This is a genomic window from Sinobacterium caligoides (assembly GCF_003752585.1).
Classification (GTDB): Bacteria; Pseudomonadota; Gammaproteobacteria; order Pseudomonadales; family Sinobacteriaceae; genus Sinobacterium; species Sinobacterium caligoides.
The window spans coordinates 231,689-246,493 of the sequence record NZ_RKHR01000003.1 but is presented as its reverse complement, the minus strand read 5'-3'; the positions used below and the strand labels follow the sequence as shown (position 1 = coordinate 246,493).

Annotated in this window: 17 protein-coding genes; 10 read left to right on the top strand and 7 right to left on the bottom strand. The window is 50.6% G+C overall.

What is annotated here, in order from left to right:
* The first annotated feature begins 158 nt into the window (after positions 1-158).
* Both EDC56_RS01335 and EDC56_RS01330 read left to right on the top strand, forming a co-directional pair.
* The gene (locus EDC56_RS01335) at positions 159-1,559 is read left to right on the top strand and encodes an adenylate/guanylate cyclase domain-containing protein (RefSeq protein ID WP_123710735.1); all 1,401 of its coding nucleotides are present in this window, start codon (positions 159-161) and stop codon (positions 1,557-1,559) included.
* On the top strand, positions 1,556-2,584 hold the full coding sequence (locus EDC56_RS01330; protein WP_148059270.1) for a tetratricopeptide repeat protein: 1,029 nt from the start codon (positions 1,556-1,558) through the stop codon (positions 2,582-2,584). Before EDC56_RS01335 ends, EDC56_RS01330 begins: the two co-directional genes overlap by 4 nt.
* Positions 2,585-2,599: 15 nt before the next feature.
* On the opposite strand, the gene EDC56_RS01325 is transcribed toward EDC56_RS01330, so the two are convergent.
* From EDC56_RS01325 to EDC56_RS01300, 6 genes are all read right to left on the bottom strand, one after another.
* A complete protein-coding gene (locus EDC56_RS01325) occupies positions 2,600-3,430 on the bottom strand; it encodes an MBL fold metallo-hydrolase (protein WP_123710733.1) in 831 nt (276 codons plus the stop codon).
* A gap of 76 nt (positions 3,431-3,506) precedes the next feature.
* On the bottom strand, positions 3,507-4,271 hold the full coding sequence (locus EDC56_RS01320) for a pyridoxine 5'-phosphate synthase (RefSeq protein ID WP_123710732.1): 765 nt from the start codon (positions 4,269-4,271) through the stop codon (positions 3,507-3,509).
* A 71-nt stretch (positions 4,272-4,342) separates the two neighbouring features.
* Complete coding sequence (locus EDC56_RS19850; RefSeq protein WP_123711721.1) at positions 4,343-5,059, bottom strand: peptidylprolyl isomerase; 717 nt, start codon at positions 5,057-5,059, stop codon at positions 4,343-4,345.
* Positions 5,060-5,204: 145 nt separating this feature from the next.
* Positions 5,205-5,930 carry a TIGR04211 family SH3 domain-containing protein gene (locus tag EDC56_RS01310; protein WP_123710731.1) on the bottom strand — a complete coding sequence of 242 codons (726 nt, stop codon included), beginning with the start codon at positions 5,928-5,930 and terminating at the stop codon, positions 5,205-5,207.
* A 250-nt stretch (positions 5,931-6,180) separates the two neighbouring features.
* A complete protein-coding gene (locus tag EDC56_RS01305) occupies positions 6,181-6,480 on the bottom strand; it encodes a YciI family protein (protein ID WP_123710730.1) in 300 nt (99 codons plus the stop codon).
* A gap of 1 nt (position 6,481) precedes the next feature.
* Positions 6,482-7,069 carry a septation protein A gene (locus EDC56_RS01300; protein ID WP_123710729.1) on the bottom strand — a complete coding sequence of 196 codons (588 nt, stop codon included), beginning with the start codon at positions 7,067-7,069 and terminating at the stop codon, positions 6,482-6,484.
* A 167-nt stretch (positions 7,070-7,236) separates the two neighbouring features.
* On the opposite strand from EDC56_RS01300, the gene EDC56_RS01295 reads away from it, so the two are divergent.
* The 8 genes from EDC56_RS01295 (at position 7,237) to EDC56_RS19535 (ending at position 13,470) form a co-directional block, all read left to right on the top strand.
* Complete coding sequence (locus tag EDC56_RS01295; RefSeq protein ID WP_211333521.1) at positions 7,237-8,091, top strand: PHP domain-containing protein; 855 nt, start codon at positions 7,237-7,239, stop codon at positions 8,089-8,091.
* A gap of 138 nt (positions 8,092-8,229) precedes the next feature.
* The gene (locus EDC56_RS01290) at positions 8,230-8,856 is read left to right on the top strand and encodes an L-threonylcarbamoyladenylate synthase (protein ID WP_123710727.1); all 627 of its coding nucleotides are present in this window, start codon (positions 8,230-8,232) and stop codon (positions 8,854-8,856) included.
* A gap of 70 nt (positions 8,857-8,926) precedes the next feature.
* Positions 8,927-9,859 carry a segregation and condensation protein A gene (locus tag EDC56_RS01285; protein WP_123710726.1) on the top strand — a complete coding sequence of 311 codons (933 nt, stop codon included), beginning with the start codon at positions 8,927-8,929 and terminating at the stop codon, positions 9,857-9,859.
* Positions 9,856-11,058 (top strand): SMC-Scp complex subunit ScpB, encoded by a 1,203-nt coding sequence (gene scpB / locus EDC56_RS01280; RefSeq protein WP_123710725.1) that lies wholly within the window; start codon positions 9,856-9,858, stop codon positions 11,056-11,058. Before EDC56_RS01285 ends, scpB begins: the two co-directional genes overlap by 4 nt.
* A complete protein-coding gene (rluB, locus tag EDC56_RS01275; RefSeq protein WP_123710724.1) occupies positions 11,059-11,880 on the top strand; it encodes a 23S rRNA pseudouridine(2605) synthase RluB in 822 nt (273 codons plus the stop codon).
* A 168-nt stretch (positions 11,881-12,048) separates the two neighbouring features.
* A complete protein-coding gene (locus tag EDC56_RS01270) occupies positions 12,049-12,855 on the top strand; it encodes a crotonase/enoyl-CoA hydratase family protein (protein ID WP_123710723.1) in 807 nt (268 codons plus the stop codon).
* The gene (locus tag EDC56_RS01265; protein ID WP_123710722.1) at positions 12,845-13,234 is read left to right on the top strand and encodes a cupin domain-containing protein; all 390 of its coding nucleotides are present in this window, start codon (positions 12,845-12,847) and stop codon (positions 13,232-13,234) included. Before EDC56_RS01270 ends, EDC56_RS01265 begins: the two co-directional genes overlap by 11 nt.
* Before the next feature lie 95 nt (positions 13,235-13,329).
* Entirely contained in the window at positions 13,330-13,470 is a 141-nt protein-coding gene (locus tag EDC56_RS19535; protein WP_162844045.1) for a hypothetical protein, read from the top strand.
* Positions 13,471-13,780: 310 nt separating this feature from the next.
* On the opposite strand, the gene EDC56_RS01260 is transcribed toward EDC56_RS19535, so the two are convergent.
* Complete coding sequence (locus tag EDC56_RS01260; protein ID WP_123710721.1) at positions 13,781-14,761, bottom strand: malate dehydrogenase; 981 nt, start codon at positions 14,759-14,761, stop codon at positions 13,781-13,783.
* Positions 14,762-14,805 lie beyond the last annotated feature (44 nt).

The following is a 14,805-nucleotide window of genomic DNA, read 5'->3' as shown; positions in this document are numbered from 1 at the left end:
CTAGTATATCAGCGCAAATTTATCGATAAGGTGTTATTTTTATCGGTTAATAGTTATCAATTCTTAGGAGTTGGATCAAATCATGTCGTGTTTGGTCTGAGAGGGGGTCGTTGAAGGTGCTTGCAGCGTTTCTTGATAGAGGTTTTACATAGATAGCCATGGCTAGTGACGTGAATAGAAAGCTTTCCCTGGGGGTTAAGTTGGCATTGCTGATTGCGGTGTTGACGATTGGCGGCGTGTCGGTTTTCGGCATTACCGTATTAAACAAGCAGAACCAGTTACAGGATGAACAGCTGCAGGACCTTGGTGGGGCCTTAGTGGCACAGGTGGCATCAGCGGCGACAGAACCGTTGTTCACCGGTGATAACATGTCGTTGCAGCTACAGGTGGAGCAAAGTACGCATCAAGGCAAGATAAAGGCCATAGAGATTGTATCGAGTGATGGCACGATAGTGGTGTCGGCGGGAGACCATGAGGCGCTGTTGAGGGCTGCTAGCAGCGGTAGCATGTATTACTTTGTCACTGATGTCGTCTTTCGGCAGATTTCAGGAGGAAGAGTTGCCCTTCTGCTCGACCATAACGAGATGGCGAAAACGTACAAACATCTGCTGAAGCTGATTTTAGGGGTTGGGGCGGGGTTGTCCGTATTGGCGGTCATCGGCGCACTGCTAATTGGTCGTAGGATTAATAAGCCGTTTGCAGAGCTCTTATATGCAGCGAAGCAGGTGGGGTCGGGTAACTATAAGTCGGCGGTGGTCGAAGAAGATCGTCGTCAAGACGAGGTCGGACAGCTATTGCATGCGATAAGTGATATGGGGCAAGGGCTGTATCAGAAGGAGCAGGTGGAGGCGATGCTGGCGGGCTTTGTCAATCAGGATATTGCCAAGCGGGTGATTGCTGAGGCGGAGGAGATTCGGATCAAGGGGGAGCGTGTCGAGGCGACAGTATTGTTTGCAGATATAGTTGGCTTTACTTCTATGTCAGAGGGGTTGACTCCAGAGCAGGTCGCCGATTTGCTTAATGAGTATTTTAGTTACTTCACTCACTGTTCTGACTTATATTTTGGTACCGTCGATAAGTTTATCGGAGACTGTGCGATGGTGGTGTTTGGTGCGCCCAAGCCTAATGCAGATCATCAGTTTCAAGCGCTAGCCTGTGCCGTGCTGATGCAAAAATTAACGAAGGTCTTAAATCGTCGGCGAGAAGCTTGCCAGTTGCCCGCGGTCTCATTGCGCATAGGTATTAACAGTGGACCAATGTTGGCTGGAGTGTTGGGGAGCGAGAAGAAAATGGAGTACACGGTAGTGGGGGACTCTGTTAATCTAGCGTCGCGACTTTGTGGTGAGGCCGAAGGTGGGCAAATCATTATTACCGAAGACTTTGAGCGTGCATTAGAAAGACCGGAGCGAGCTATGCTTTCCTACTATAAGAAGATAAATATACGGGGCAAATCGTTGCCTGTGCAGACTTATGTCGTTGATGATGTGATTTCGGAATACAAGCTTACAATGGATAGTCTGATCGATGATTTGATGACATCGAAGACCTCGCTAACATGAGGATGAAGATACTTTATGGCTTGCTGTTGCTATTGGGTGGCTGTGAGTCGATCGGTGGCGGTGCCTTTGATGTACGTTTGCAGGATCAGCTGGCCGAAAAACATTTCCAGCAGGCAATTCATACCGTTGAGCGTGAACAGGCGAGGAACCCTGAGCTCAATCTGGCGCCTGTGCTTGATGAGGTTAGAGGTAAGGCAGAGCAATACCGTAATAGTGTCGTGGCTCAAGGGAAATCTTTAGTTAATAAGGCGCATTGGCTGGAGGCCGTAGAGTTGTTGGAGCAGGGGGTGAAAAACTACCCTAGTGCTGAGATGCTTGCGTATCGGCAGATATTGCTGCGTGCACGCGAGGATCATTTGCGTTGGCGTTGGCGAGAATTGAATTACCAGCGTGCAGATGGTTTGCCAGAGGCTATTGCAGCTGTAAATTCTATCCTGGCTGTTAATCCGGAGGATGCGCGTGCTCAGGCGCTGTATAAGCAGTATCACAATGAGTCTAAATTGTTGTTGCCATATGTCTTGTCGACGGCGGCTATCCACGAGCAGCAACAGCGCCTGAGTGTGGCCCTGAAAGATTATCGTTTGGCTAAGCAGCTAGCCCAGGATGATAGCGTGGATGCCGATATAAAGCGTTTATCTAGAGAGTTGAGCGAAGCGGCGAAATCGAGGAGCCATAAAAAAAATAAGCGCTTAGTCGATGCGCGTAAACAATCCTGTGCTGACTTTGAGGTGATGCTGGCTGAAGGGGAGTTATTGATGGCGGCAGACCAACTGGTGAAAATGCAGGATTTAGGGGTCGCCAAAAATGAAATGAAGGGCTATCGAGAAACCTTACAATTGTTGCTGGATCGAGCTGTGACAGGCTATGTGATGGAGGGTAATACGGCTTACACCTTAGGCGATATTGAGGTGGCAATTGAGAGTTGGCAGCGGGCGTTGGAGTTACAGCCTGGTAACGCTGTGATCGTTGAAAAGCTGAGCCGAGCGCGTGCTTTTAAGAGCTATTATGAGAGCTTGCGCCCTTAAGGTCTTGTGATGAGGCTAAGGCCGCTCATTGGGGTTGAGCTGATGATGTTTGAGGCAGGACTTTATTAAGTTGTGCTTACAATATTTGCCGTTGCTGACACGCTTCAGCATCCCTTCTTTGCCGAGTAACTTTAGCGTAATGTGCTCGCTGTTGTGTCCCTGCTGCCAAAGAGATGAGCACTGTTCGGCAAGTTCAGTGAGGTAGTTACGTTTGGCGATTAATGCACTCTTCCCCTCGTTGACGATGCCGCGGTGAGCGCAGAACATGGTGTCGAAATCAAGCTCGATACAGCGTTGTAAGCTATCAATCATTAAGCTTACATCTTCACCTGCGGTCATTAGGCTAATTTTGTTGGCGATATAGAGGTCGGCGCTAAATAACCAGCCACGATCAGCTAAGTGGAAGCAGTGCATTTCGGCGGTGTGGCCGGGGGTGAAGAGGGCTTCTATGGTGTCGCCATTACTCAGCTGCAGGGGGTGCTCGGGTAGCGTTCGGAAGGGGGTGGGCTTGTAGCTCCCCCACGCTATGCGTCGATAGTAAGGTACCTTTATACCTTCGCTCATCTTATGGGCTAGCGATGAAGAGGTGTAGGGGGTGAGTCCGGTAGTTTTGGCAATATTATGCGCGTTGCCGCTATGGTCCTCGTGGTGGTGGGTTAAGAGTAGCTGATCTAGAGTCTTTTCTTCGATAAATGGTTTGACGTGTTGCCATTGATTGGCGGGGCCGAAGTCGATAAGCGTGTTGTCGCAACGATAGATTATAAAGCTTAACGTGATGCCTCGGTTGGCTCTGCCGACGCGAATTGCGTCGAGGTCACCGAGGCTGAATCGTTCAAGAATGGCCATAGATTGTTGATGTCCGGATATTTCTTAGGTCCGTCAATGGGCTCATCTGCTCTGGGTGATGAGCGGAGACTGTCGTTTATTGTGTTAAAGCAAGGCGGTATGCCTGTACGGCGTTCACTAGGCCCATCTCAATGCAGTCTACGGTGAAAGCGTGGCCTATTGAAACCTCAAGCAGGTTTGGCAGTCGTTGGCAGAATAGTGGTAAGTTATGGATGTTAAGGTCGTGGCCTGCGTTAAGCTCTATGCCGCAGGCGGCAGCAACGCGAGCAGCTTCGGCGAAATTATCGATAGATTCTTTAAGGCCCTGCTGAGAGTCGAATGCTGCAGCATAGGGGCCGGTGTACAGCTCGATACGATCACTGCCGAGTTTGGCGGCCAGTTCTATCTGCTCGGGGATCGGGTCCATGAAGAGGCTGCTGCGCACACCGAGCTCTTTGAGTTCGTCAATGATTGGTTTTAGGCGATCAAAATCTTGGTGCAGGTCGAAGCCATGGTCCGAAGTCAGCTGACTATCGCTGTCGGGTACGAGAGTGCACTGTGCGGGTTTGATTTGACGAATCAGCGGCATGAAGCCAGGGTAGTCACTGACGCCACTGCGATTGCTATGCATGGGGGCGGCGAAAGGGTTGCCCTCAATGTTGAACTCAGCATCGATGGCGTTGGCGAGCTCAAAACAATCGTCCGCACGAATGTGTCGTTGATCGGGGCGGGGGTGGACGGTGATGCCGTCAGCACCTGCAGCGAGGCACATCTCAGCGTGCTTGACGACACAGGGGTAGATCGTGTCGCGAGAGTTGCGAATGAGTGCAATTTTATTGAGGTTGATGCTGAGTGCGGTCATAACGATAGTTTCTATGGTCGGTGGACGAAGCCGGCTGATGCGGGCTTCGACGATTAAAATGATCTGTGAGGCTAGTGTGCGGTCTCGGTAGACTTCTTAGGTGCACTGGGCGCGCTGTCGTCTTTAGCTTTTATTTTAGCGGGTACAGGCCCGTCTACGCTACTTTCAACAGGCTTGGCTGGCTGCTTTTCAGGGCGAATAGGCTCGATGGGTATAGGTTTTTCGTTGGCCTTGACGTAGATCTCATTGATCAGGATGGGCTCGACTGGCACATCGCTGAAAGGCCCCTTGGTGGTGGTCGGTTGCACAGCAATATCATCAACCACATACATGCCGTCAGTGACTTTGCCAAAGACGGCGTAGCCTGCATTTCCACCGCGTTTGTCGAGGCTGAGATTGTTGCGGATATTAATAAAAAACTGTGAAGTCGCGCTATCAGGGTCAGAGGTTCTTGCCATAGAAAGCGTGCCGCGCTCGTTGTATAGGCCGTTATCTGCTTCATTCTTAATGGGGGCGAGTGTTGCTTTCTCTTTCATTTGTTCAGTTAAGCCACCGCCCTGAATCATAAAGTTGGGGATGACTCGATGAAAGATGGTCCCTGAGTAGTACCCGCTATCCACGTAGCCGAGAAAGTTTTTCACGGTAATCGGTGCTTTGTCAGCGTAGAGCTCTACAGTGATGTCGCCTTTGTTGGTCTCAATGACCACGCTTGGGTTGATGGCAAGGCATAGCTGGCTATATGCCAAAAATAGGCTGGTACCCAGTAATAGACTAGCGCTGCGTTTCATGTTGCTTCCTCGGCGTAAGGCCTTAACGATCATTGTTTTAGGCGCCTTTTGAGCGGCTGTGGTACTGTTTGAGGGGTGAGGCCTATCGATTTATTGTTCGTAGGGGCCCACCGCTCACAGGGAGTGATATAGAGACAATGTCTCGTTAGTTCCAATCACTGCGTCGCTTCTTGGGGATGAGGCGCGGAATGATTAAGGCAAGCAAAACGCCGAAGCCGACTGTGCCAGCGCCGTTGATAAACCACTCTAGATCAGATTTATCCTTCAAGCGTTCATTGTCGGCGGTAAGTACATCGATTTCATTCTTGAGCATCTGATTGCTTTCGCCCAGGGTTTTGTTGCTGTTGGATAAGCCAATTGCATTGGCTGAGGCAATCTTGATTGCCTTGATCTCGGCGCTTATCTGCTTGTTTTCGCTGGTTAGCTGTAGGTTCTTAGCTTGTAGCTCTTGATTTTTTGTTTCGGTAGCCTTCATCTTTTTAAGCATTGGGCCAGCATCTTGTGACAGCATAGCAATTTGCTTTTGTGCCTCTTTGAGACGCTCGCGTGTACCTTTCTCTTTCATCAGGTATTGAGAGGGGGCCCAGCCGGTGGTGCCATCGTTGAGGCGTACCTGGGTGAAAGTGTTGTCGTCGCTGTGTTTAAGGACGGTGAGCTCTGTACCGCTTTTGATGCGTTTGATGATGCGGTAGGCGTTGGTTGGTCCACTACGCATGTTAATTAGCATGACGTCTGAGACATAGCGGTATTCGGCTGCTTGAGCGCTGCTAGTGGCGGCAAGGAACGAGAGCGTAGCGACACTGGCTAAGACGATAATAGAGAGGCTTCGGCGGATGGATTGCTGGATGGTCGCGTAAGATGATAGCTTCATAATTCGTGTTCGGTGTAGATGGATAAATGAGCCATCCACGACAATTTGGTCGCGGACGGAGTGAGGACATTCTAACCCATTGAAATGGTCTACGACCAATGTAATAGACAGATTTTTTCTGTCAATATCGATCCGCAGTAGTTTTGATATGTTTGTGACAAGTTTTGATCAGATGAGAACAGGGTCACGTGCTACTGAAGACGGTGTTCGCCTGCATTGACATGATTGCAGGCGGTTGGGCTTGATTGTTTTAAGGTAGCACCTTTTTAAACGGTTTGACGGTTACCTGGCTATACACATTGGCGTCGATATAGGGGTCGTTATCGGCCCATGTCTGAGCTGCGTCAAGGCTATCGAATTCGGCAATAACTAGGGAGCCGCTAAACCCTGCACTGCCGGGGGCTTCGCTGTCAATGGAGGGGTGAGGGCCTGCGACGAAGAGTCGGCCCTGGTTCTTGAGCTCTTCGAGCCTAGAGAGGTGGGCCGGTCGGGCCTGTAAACGCTTCTCAAGGCTGTTGGGGTGATCTTGACTGATGATGGCATATAGCATGTTATTCGCTCTCTTTAAGGTCATCTTTCAGGTGTGGCGTCAGTATTACAGCAGTTATTATCAGCAGCAATACGGTGAAGCCGACGGATGAAAATAGCTTATAGTTGACCCAGAAGTCTTCGCTGTACTGATAAGCTACGTAGAGGTTGAGCGCACCGACGATGATAAAATTGCTGGCCCAGAGCGTATTAAGGCGCTTCCAGATTGCGCTGGGTATCGAAATTTGGCTGCCCAGCATTCTTTCGAGTAGGTTTTTCTCGGTGAAGATCTGCGCGCCGATGAAGACGATAGCCATCCCCCAGTTGAAGATCGTTGGCTTCCACATGATGAAGGTGTTGTCGCGCAGGGCTAAAGTCAGGCCGCCGAATAGGCAAACGGCAGCGACCATCCACAGTTGACGCTTCTCAAAGTGCCCGCGAATGAGGCGACTGACAATAAGTTCGATCAGAGTGGCGGCAATGAGGACGGAGGTTGCGGTGTAGATGCCGTCAAAGGTGTAATCGATGCCGGCGGCTGATAGATGATAGCCATCCATTTTATAGGTGATAAAAAATAGGAGGATGGGGACGAGTTCTGCTATTTGCTTCATTGCAAGAAATTACCTAGTAATGGTGGGGTTTACGGCCGCTCGAGTGTTATTATAAAGAAGTTGTTGGCACAAGTTGTGCGACATCATAACGAATTCTAACCTGTACACCAATATGCTTTCGACCAGAGTTGGCCTGAAAGCATACTTTAAAGAGAGTCGATCATATCTTGCGCCCTGTTGTAGATTTTCATTGTCATAGTACTGCCTCGGACGGAACACTCAGCCCGCTGGAGGTGTATCAGCGTGCCTGCGGTAATGGAGCGCAACGGTTGGCACTCACCGATCACGATACGGTTGCGGGTTGTCGTCAGCTCTCAGCCGCTCTGGCAAGTGGGAGCATAGAGAGAGGGGCTGAGCTTGTCAGTGGTGTCGAGTTCTCTTGCTTGTGGGGGAAGCGGTCTATTCATGTTGTCGGACTTGGCTTTGATATCGATCATCCTGAGATAGAAAAAGGGGTGGCGCAACAAACAGATGTTCGCCAGCAACGTGCGTTAACGATCGACAAGAGGATGCAAAAGCTGGGCTTCTCAGGCTGTCTTGAGGGAGCAAAGGCAATTGCGGGGGACTCACAAATAGGGCGCCCACACTTTGCTCAGTTTATGCTTGATCAGGGGTATGTCACATCGACGAAGCAAGCGTTTGATCGCTATCTCGGCAGCGGTAAGCCTGGTGATGTTAAAAGTGGTTGGCCAGCCCTAGAGACGGTGGTTGGCTGGATTGTCGATGCAGGGGGGGTTGCCGTGGTCGCTCACCCTGAGCGCTACAAGTTGACCCGCACCAAACTCAGTCAGCTATTAGACTGTTTTACGGCCGCAGGAGGTCGTGGGATAGAGATGGCAGGGCGATCTCAGCATATTAATACTCGCAGAACGATAGAAGAGCTCTGCGCTAAATACGATTTGCTAGCTTCGGTTGGTAGCGATTTTCACAACCCAGAATACCGTTGGAATGATTTGGCAGTGGTGCCAACGGTTGGTGAAGGTTTGACGCCGATCTGGCAACACGTTAAAGCTATGTCGTAGTATATAGCGACAATACATCAATACGAATCTAACTCTATTGCACTACGGCGTTAAGTTGTGGGCCTAGTTAGTATCACTATAAATATCTATCTGACATTCAGTGTTGGATGACTTGGGCGGTATGGCCAAGGAGCTTTTATGAGTCAATTTTTTCAGATACACCCAGACAACCCGCAGTCCCGATTAATTAAGCAGGCGGTCGATATTATTTTATCGGGGGGGATAGTGGTCTACCCCACTGATTCGGCCTATGCTATTGGTTGTCGCTTAGGGGATAAACGCGCGGCCGAGGCCATTCGAAGTATTCGCCGCCTCGATGATAAGCATAATTTTACCTTGATGTGTCGAGACTTATCTGAGATTGCCACATATGCGCGGGTCGATAATGTGGCCTATCGTCTCATTAAGAGCCATACGCCAGGGCCCTATACGTTCATCTTACGAGGGACGTCAGAGGTGCCCCGCCGATTGATGCACGCAAAACGTAAGACGATCGGCCTGCGTGTGCCGAATAACGCCATAGCCTTGGCGCTGTTGGAGGAGTTAGGAGAGCCGATGATGAGTGTGACGTTGATCATGCCCGGTGATGAACTGCCGTTGACCGATCCCTATGAATTCCGGGGCCAGTTGGAGCACGCAACAGATTTAATCATCGATGGTGGCTATTGCGGCATCGAGCCCTCCTCGGTGATCTCTATGCTCGATAGCGACGTCTCGATTGTACGGCAAGGTCTAGGTGATACTAGTGGTTTCGAATGCCTGTGAAGAAACACTTATTCGGCGAGACTAGGTTTCCTGTTGGCACCCAGAAGACTTACAGGCACCAGGTAGACTGATGACTATAAGTGAAGACGGAGAGGTTGAGGTGCCTGTTGATGTGCTGGCGACAGAGCAGGAAGATGAGTACGCCGATGACAATGCAGCCACCCAAGATGATGTCGACGAGATCCATAGCCGGTTAGAACGCGCCCGCCAGCAGTTGCAGCCCTCTCAGGGTGAACTCTTTGCTCTTGTTAATGGTGAGCAGGTTACTGAGTTACCAAAAGATCTTTATATTCCGCCTGAGGCCTTGGAGGTTTTTTTAGAGGCCTTCGAGGGGCCTTTGGACTTATTGCTGTATCTGATACGCCGACAGAATATCGATATTCTTGATATCAACGTGGCGGAAATTACCAAGCAGTACGTGGCTTATATTGAGTTGATGGAAGGTGCTCAATTCGAGATGGCAGCGGAGTATTTGGTCATGGCGGCGATGTTGGCTGAAATTAAGTCGCGTATGTTGCTGCCACGTTCTGAAGGGGAGGAAGAGGAGGAAGACGACCCTCGCGCCCAGCTGATTCGTAGGCTGCAAGAGTACGAGCGCTTTAAACTCGCAGCTGAAAATATCGATGAGCTGCCGCGTGTTGGGCGTGATATTCATCCAGTGAGTGCTGAACCCCCAGAGCTAGAAAGGCAGCGCTTGGAGCCTGATGTCGATATGCGAGAATTGTTATTGGCTCTTGGTGAGGTGTTGTCTCGGGCTGAGATGTTTGATTCTCACCATGTAGAGAAGGAGATGTTGTCGACACGTGAGCGCATGACTGATGTGTTGGAGCAACTGCGTGGACGTAGCTTTCTTCCTTTTGTTGCGCTTTTTAGTGGTGATGAGGGGCGCCTAGGCGTGGTGGTAACCTTTCTTGCCATTATGGAGTTGGTGAAGGAGTCGCTAGTGGAGATCGTGCAGGCAGAGATGTTTGGCGCGATACATGTGAAGGCAAAAGTGATATGAGTATTGATGCAAGAACACTGCAGAATATTGTTGAGGGAGCATTGTTGGCGGCTGCAAAGCCTCTCAGCATTAAACAGCTGCTATCTCTGTTTGAAGGCGACGCCGATGCCCCTAAACGCGTAGAGCTTGAGGCGGCGTTGGCGGCGTTGGCGGAAGAGCTTGGGTCGCGAGGCATTGAGCTCAAAGAGGTTTCGTCAGGCTATCGGTTGCAGGTTAAGGCGGCCTATGCTCATTGGATAGGGCGGTTATGGGAAGAACGGCCGCAGAAGTATTCTCGAGCGATGCTCGAAACGCTGTCACTGATTGCATATCGCCAGCCCATTACTCGAGGTGAAATCGAGGATATTCGTGGCGTAGCGGTCAGCTCAAATATTATCAGGGCGCTGAGTGAGCGAGACTGGGTTAGGGTTGTCGGCCATAAAGATGTCCCAGGACGCCCCGCTATGTATGCGACTACTCGTAGCTTTTTAGACTATTTTAATCTGCAAAATCTCGATGAGCTACCGAGCCTGTCTGAGATAAGAGACCTTGATGCGGTTGCGAAAGAGCTAAACTTTGAGGCGGAGGTGCTACAAGAGGCTAAGCAGATTGAGCAGCGAGAGCTGGAAAGAGAGCAGCGGCTTGCGGAGCAAGAGAAATTGCAGGCGGCAGAGGATGAGCGTCTAGACGAGGAGCGTCAACAGCGAAAGCTTGAAGAGTCTTCAGAGCAGGAGCTGGCTAGACCAGAAGAGAGCGAGTTGATGGAGGACTCCCCTGAGGCGAGCGCTGACAAAGGGGCAGAAATGGATGGTAAGTTTCCTGCAGAATCGGCAAACGAGCCGAGCGAGGAGCAGCAAAGAGAGGAACAAAAGGACCCTCAGCAAGTGGGGCTGGTTGAGGACGTCCCCCCCTCAAACAGCTTTGAGGAGATGAGTAGCTGGGACCTCATGGCTGAGGTAGCTGAGCTCGATGTCGATGATGAGACTGATATTGATGAGAATACTGATAGAACCTCGTCGCCAGCAACGTTAGAATACCCCCCCTCTGATAAAGAGGCTGAAGACGCAGAGCGTCGCACGTTTGATCGAGATGATTCGCCAACAGATGGCGGTGAGCCCGAGCGAGATAGAGATCCAGGATTTGACCTGTTGGCAGAAGTGTTGGATGACGATGAGTTGGACGATGCAGACGAACCGGTCGCCCCTAATGAGCAAAAGTGAATGAGCGAAAAACTACAGAAAGTATTGGCAGCCAACGGTGTTGGCTCAAGGCGTGAAATGGAACGCTGGATTTCAGCGGGGCGCATTAGCGTCAATGGCAAGCTGGCCACCTTGGGCGACCGTGTAGAGGACGAGGACAAGATCGTTGTCGATGGCCGTCCTCTTCAGCGCTCGCTGGAGAAAAAGCGTCGTCGAGTCCTGCTTTATAACAAGCCTGAAGGGGAGATCTGTTCGCGTAACGATCCTGAGGGGCGCCGTTCGGTATTCGACCGCCTGCCTCGGCTGCATGGGGAGCGTTGGATCTCTGTTGGGCGATTAGATTTTAACACCTCTGGTTTGTTGCTATTTACCACTGATGGTGCGCTGGCGAACCAACTCATGCATCCCTCCTCAGTGATTGAGAGGGAGTATCTCTGTCGAGTGATGGGGGATGTGACGCCTGAGAAGATCAAGGCGATGACCGATGGCGTAATGCTGGAAGATGGTCTTGCTAAGTTCACCGACGTGGTTGAAAGCGGTGGAGAAGGGATCAATCGCTGGTTTTATGTTGTGGTCATGGAGGGGCGTAATCGTGAGGTTCGTCGCCTTTGGGAATCGCAAGAGTTGACTGTGAGTCGACTTAAACGCGTGCGCTACGGTGATGTTTTCATCCCATCTGAAGTGCGTTCGGGGCAGTGGATAGAGCTATCTCAGGATGAAATTAACGGACTGGCAGATATGAGCGGTGCGGAGAAAGAGGATAAGCGTCCGTTGACGCGAGCCGAAAAGGAGACGCGTGATCGTCATCACCGCAAATTGCGTCGCCATGGCGGTAAGAAATAGACCTAGGGCAGCAAATAGGCTAATGTTTTCACTGCTGACACCATAAAAAAGGAGGCCAAGCCTCCTTTTTTTGTCTTTATCTGCAGTATGATATTCGTGCTGCAACAATAACAAATAAGCCAATAATCCCCGGTAACGGCTGTGCTAGGGGAATGGAGTATATTAAGCGTGTTTGAATTATTAGACGTTGTAATAGAAGATAAAATAGCCACTGTGGCATTAAACCGCCCTGAGCAAGCTAATGCCCTCAGTCAAAAAATGTGGGATGAAATACGCCACTGCTTCATCGAGTTGGACGTTAATGCTGAGGTTCGAGCGATCATCTTAAAGGCTCACGGCAAGAACTTCTGCGCTGGCATGGATCTGTCAGTTTTTCAGCATATTATGGAGTCACTGCCAGAGGAGCATGGACGTCGTAGTGAGCAGATGCGACTGCTCATTATCGCTCTGCAGGATTGCTTTGCAGCGATTGACCGTTGTCGTAAGCCTGTTATTGCGGCGGTTCAAGGTGCCTGCGTAGGAGCGGGGCTTGACATGATATCGGCATGCGATATCCGTTTTGGGCTTGAGGATGCTAGTTTTTCTATTAAAGAGATCGACTTAGGCATGACTGCAGACGTCGGCAGCCTGCAGCGTCTACCCAATATCATCGGCGATGGTTTGTTGCGAGAGCTCGCTTATACAGGGCGTGCGCTTGAAGGTAATGAGGCTGCTCGTGCAGGGTTGTTGAACCGAACTTTTGCCAGCATTGATGAGCTCTACCAATACACGGCAGAGATGGCCGTCACCATTGCCAGTAAATCGCCGCTCGCTATTCGTGGCAGTAAAGAGATGATTAACTATGCGCGCGACCACAGCTTGCATGACTCGCTTAATTATGTCGCGACCTGGAACGCAGGGATGTTAAGTCAGGTTGATCTTATGGGCTCGGTAATGGCTCAAATGCAGGGTAAGTCTGCGAGTTATGAAGACTAAAGGTGTCTCGCATAACGGTGAGGCGCGGCGCCTAAGTTCGCTGTTTGCAGGTCTGCCTGGGGTTGGTGCAGAGAGCGAACATTTTCAGCTGTTATTGGAGCACAGTGGCTGCCGATTCGAGCGCATTGTTTCTCGTGGTCAGACGACACCCTTGGTTACAGAGGCTGAGAATTTTTTGTTTGATGGGTGGTATGATCAGCCTAACGAGGAGTGGGTGCTACTGCTGGCTGGGGAGGCAGAGCTAGCATTCGATACCGGCGCGATTGAGCGCCTAAAGATCGGCGATTGTCTGCTGATTCCGGCGCACTGCAAACACCGAGTAAGCTATACCGCTACGGATGAGACAACGGTGTGGCTGGCTGTCTTTTTTCCATCGTAGCTGTTACTTGATAAATTTCCTGCAGGTTATACCGTTGGTCGTGACCGAGGCTGTAAAGTGCGAAGGTTCTACTGAAAAATAACAGGCTGATGATAATGAGTCCGACGAAGCTGATTGGCATTGGCGGCGTTAATCGGCCAAGTTGCTTGACGATCATTATGCTGGCCATAAGTAAAATGACGCAAGATATTGCCGCTTGGGCTATAACGGCGAAAGTTGAAAACTTGGCGTCATAGTGGCTAAAGGTGAAGATCAAGGGCTGTATTGTTAGGCTCGGGCTATTATAGATCGGCCATGGCAGCGCAAAGAGTAGAGTGATCCAAAGCACGGTGGCAAGGGAGCGAGGGTGTAGCATAACAATATGTCCTGATGGCTTGTCGTTATATTGTTGATGGTAGCATGGTGTAGCGCTGCCCACGTTAGGTCTTTCAGTATATACAGGTTGTTTGAATACCGCTTCTTATGTTCAAGCGATAAAAAAGGCGCCTAAAAGGCGCCTTTTTTCGTTACAGGCGCTGCCAGTCAATGAACTGACAGCTGCAATGATTAAGGTAGCAAGTGCGCTACAGCATCACGTTCTTCTGCGAGCTCGGTTTCAGTCGCTGTCATCTTCTCGCGAGAGAAATCATTAATCTCTAGGCCTTGTACAATAGCCCAGTCTCCATCCGTACAGGTAACAGGGAAAGAGTAGATAAGGCCTTCTTGGATGCCATAAGAGCCATCGCTGTAAACGCCCATAGAAGTCCAATCACCTTCAGGTGTTCCCATTGCCCATGTACGCATATGATCGATAGCGGCATTGGCAGCAGAGGCGGCAGAAGAGAGGCCGCGAGCCTTGATGATCGCAGCACCACGTTGTTGAACGGTAGGGATAAACTCTTCTGCGTACCAGTTCTGCTCGATGAGTTCCATGGCGTTTTTGCCATCAACTAGCGTGTTGTGCAAGTCTGGGTATTGAGTCGCAGAGTGGTTGCCCCAGATGGTCATTTGAGTGACCTTGTCGCTGCTGCTGCCAGTCTTTTGGGCTAGCTGTGTCAGAGAGCGGTTGTGATCAAGGCGAGTCATCGCGGTGAAGTTGCGTGGGTCGAGGCTTGGAGCATTGCGCTGAGCGATCAGCGAGTTGGTGTTGGCTGGGTTGCCGACAACCAGGACCTTAATGTCGCGGCTAGCAGTCTTGTCCATTGCCTTGCCCTGAGCTGAGAAGATCGCAGCGTTGGCTTCTAGTAGATCTTTGCGTTCCATGCCTGGGCCGCGGGGGCGCGCGCCGACAAGTAGAGCGTAATCACTGTCTTTGAAAGCGACTTCGGCGTCGTCAGTGCAAACGATTTCTTGCAGTAATGGGAAGGCGCAGTCATCAAGTTCCATAGCCACACCTTTGAGTGCGTCTAGTGCTGGAGTAATTTCTAACAGCTGTAGAATAACAGGCTGATCATTGCCAAGCATAGCGCCTGAAGCGATGCGGAAAAGTAGGGCATATGAGATCTGGCCTGCAGCGCCAGTGACGGTAACACGAACTGGGGTTTTCATTCGAACTTTCCTGTAGTTATAGCAAGTTTGGGGCTCGAAGTAGC

Excerpts from the sequence above, each read along its gene's own strand:
- EDC56_RS01310 (WP_123710731.1), bottom strand. The coding sequence starts at position 5,930 with ATGAAGCTATCATCTTACGCGACCATCCAGCAATCCATCCGCCGAAGC.
- scpB (WP_123710725.1), top strand. The coding sequence starts at position 9,856 with ATGAGTATTGATGCAAGAACACTGCAGAATATTGTTGAGGGAGCATTG.
- rluB (WP_123710724.1), top strand. The coding sequence starts at position 11,059 with ATGAGCGAAAAACTACAGAAAGTATTGGCAGCCAACGGTGTTGGCTCA.
- EDC56_RS01320 (WP_123710732.1), bottom strand. The coding sequence starts at position 4,271 with ATGACCGCACTCAGCATCAACCTCAATAAAATTGCACTCATTCGCAAC.
- EDC56_RS01305 (WP_123710730.1), bottom strand. The coding sequence starts at position 6,480 with ATGCTATATGCCATCATCAGTCAAGATCACCCCAACAGCCTTGAGAAG.
- EDC56_RS01260 (WP_123710721.1), bottom strand. The coding sequence starts at position 14,761 with ATGAAAACCCCAGTTCGTGTTACCGTCACTGGCGCTGCAGGCCAGATC.
- EDC56_RS01290 (WP_123710727.1), top strand. The coding sequence starts at position 8,230 with ATGAGTCAATTTTTTCAGATACACCCAGACAACCCGCAGTCCCGATTA.
- EDC56_RS01335 (WP_123710735.1), top strand. The coding sequence starts at position 159 with ATGGCTAGTGACGTGAATAGAAAGCTTTCCCTGGGGGTTAAGTTGGCA.
- EDC56_RS01325 (WP_123710733.1), bottom strand. The coding sequence starts at position 3,430 with ATGGCCATTCTTGAACGATTCAGCCTCGGTGACCTCGACGCAATTCGC.
- EDC56_RS01285 (WP_123710726.1), top strand. The coding sequence starts at position 8,927 with ATGACTATAAGTGAAGACGGAGAGGTTGAGGTGCCTGTTGATGTGCTG.
- EDC56_RS19535 (WP_162844045.1), top strand. The coding sequence starts at position 13,330 with ATGAGTCCGACGAAGCTGATTGGCATTGGCGGCGTTAATCGGCCAAGT.
- EDC56_RS19850 (WP_123711721.1), bottom strand. The coding sequence starts at position 5,059 with ATGAAACGCAGCGCTAGTCTATTACTGGGTACCAGCCTATTTTTGGCA.
- EDC56_RS01300 (WP_123710729.1), bottom strand. The coding sequence starts at position 7,069 with ATGAAGCAAATAGCAGAACTCGTCCCCATCCTCCTATTTTTTATCACC.
- EDC56_RS01330 (WP_148059270.1), top strand. The coding sequence starts at position 1,556 with ATGAGGATGAAGATACTTTATGGCTTGCTGTTGCTATTGGGTGGCTGT.
- EDC56_RS01265 (WP_123710722.1), top strand. The coding sequence starts at position 12,845 with ATGAAGACTAAAGGTGTCTCGCATAACGGTGAGGCGCGGCGCCTAAGT.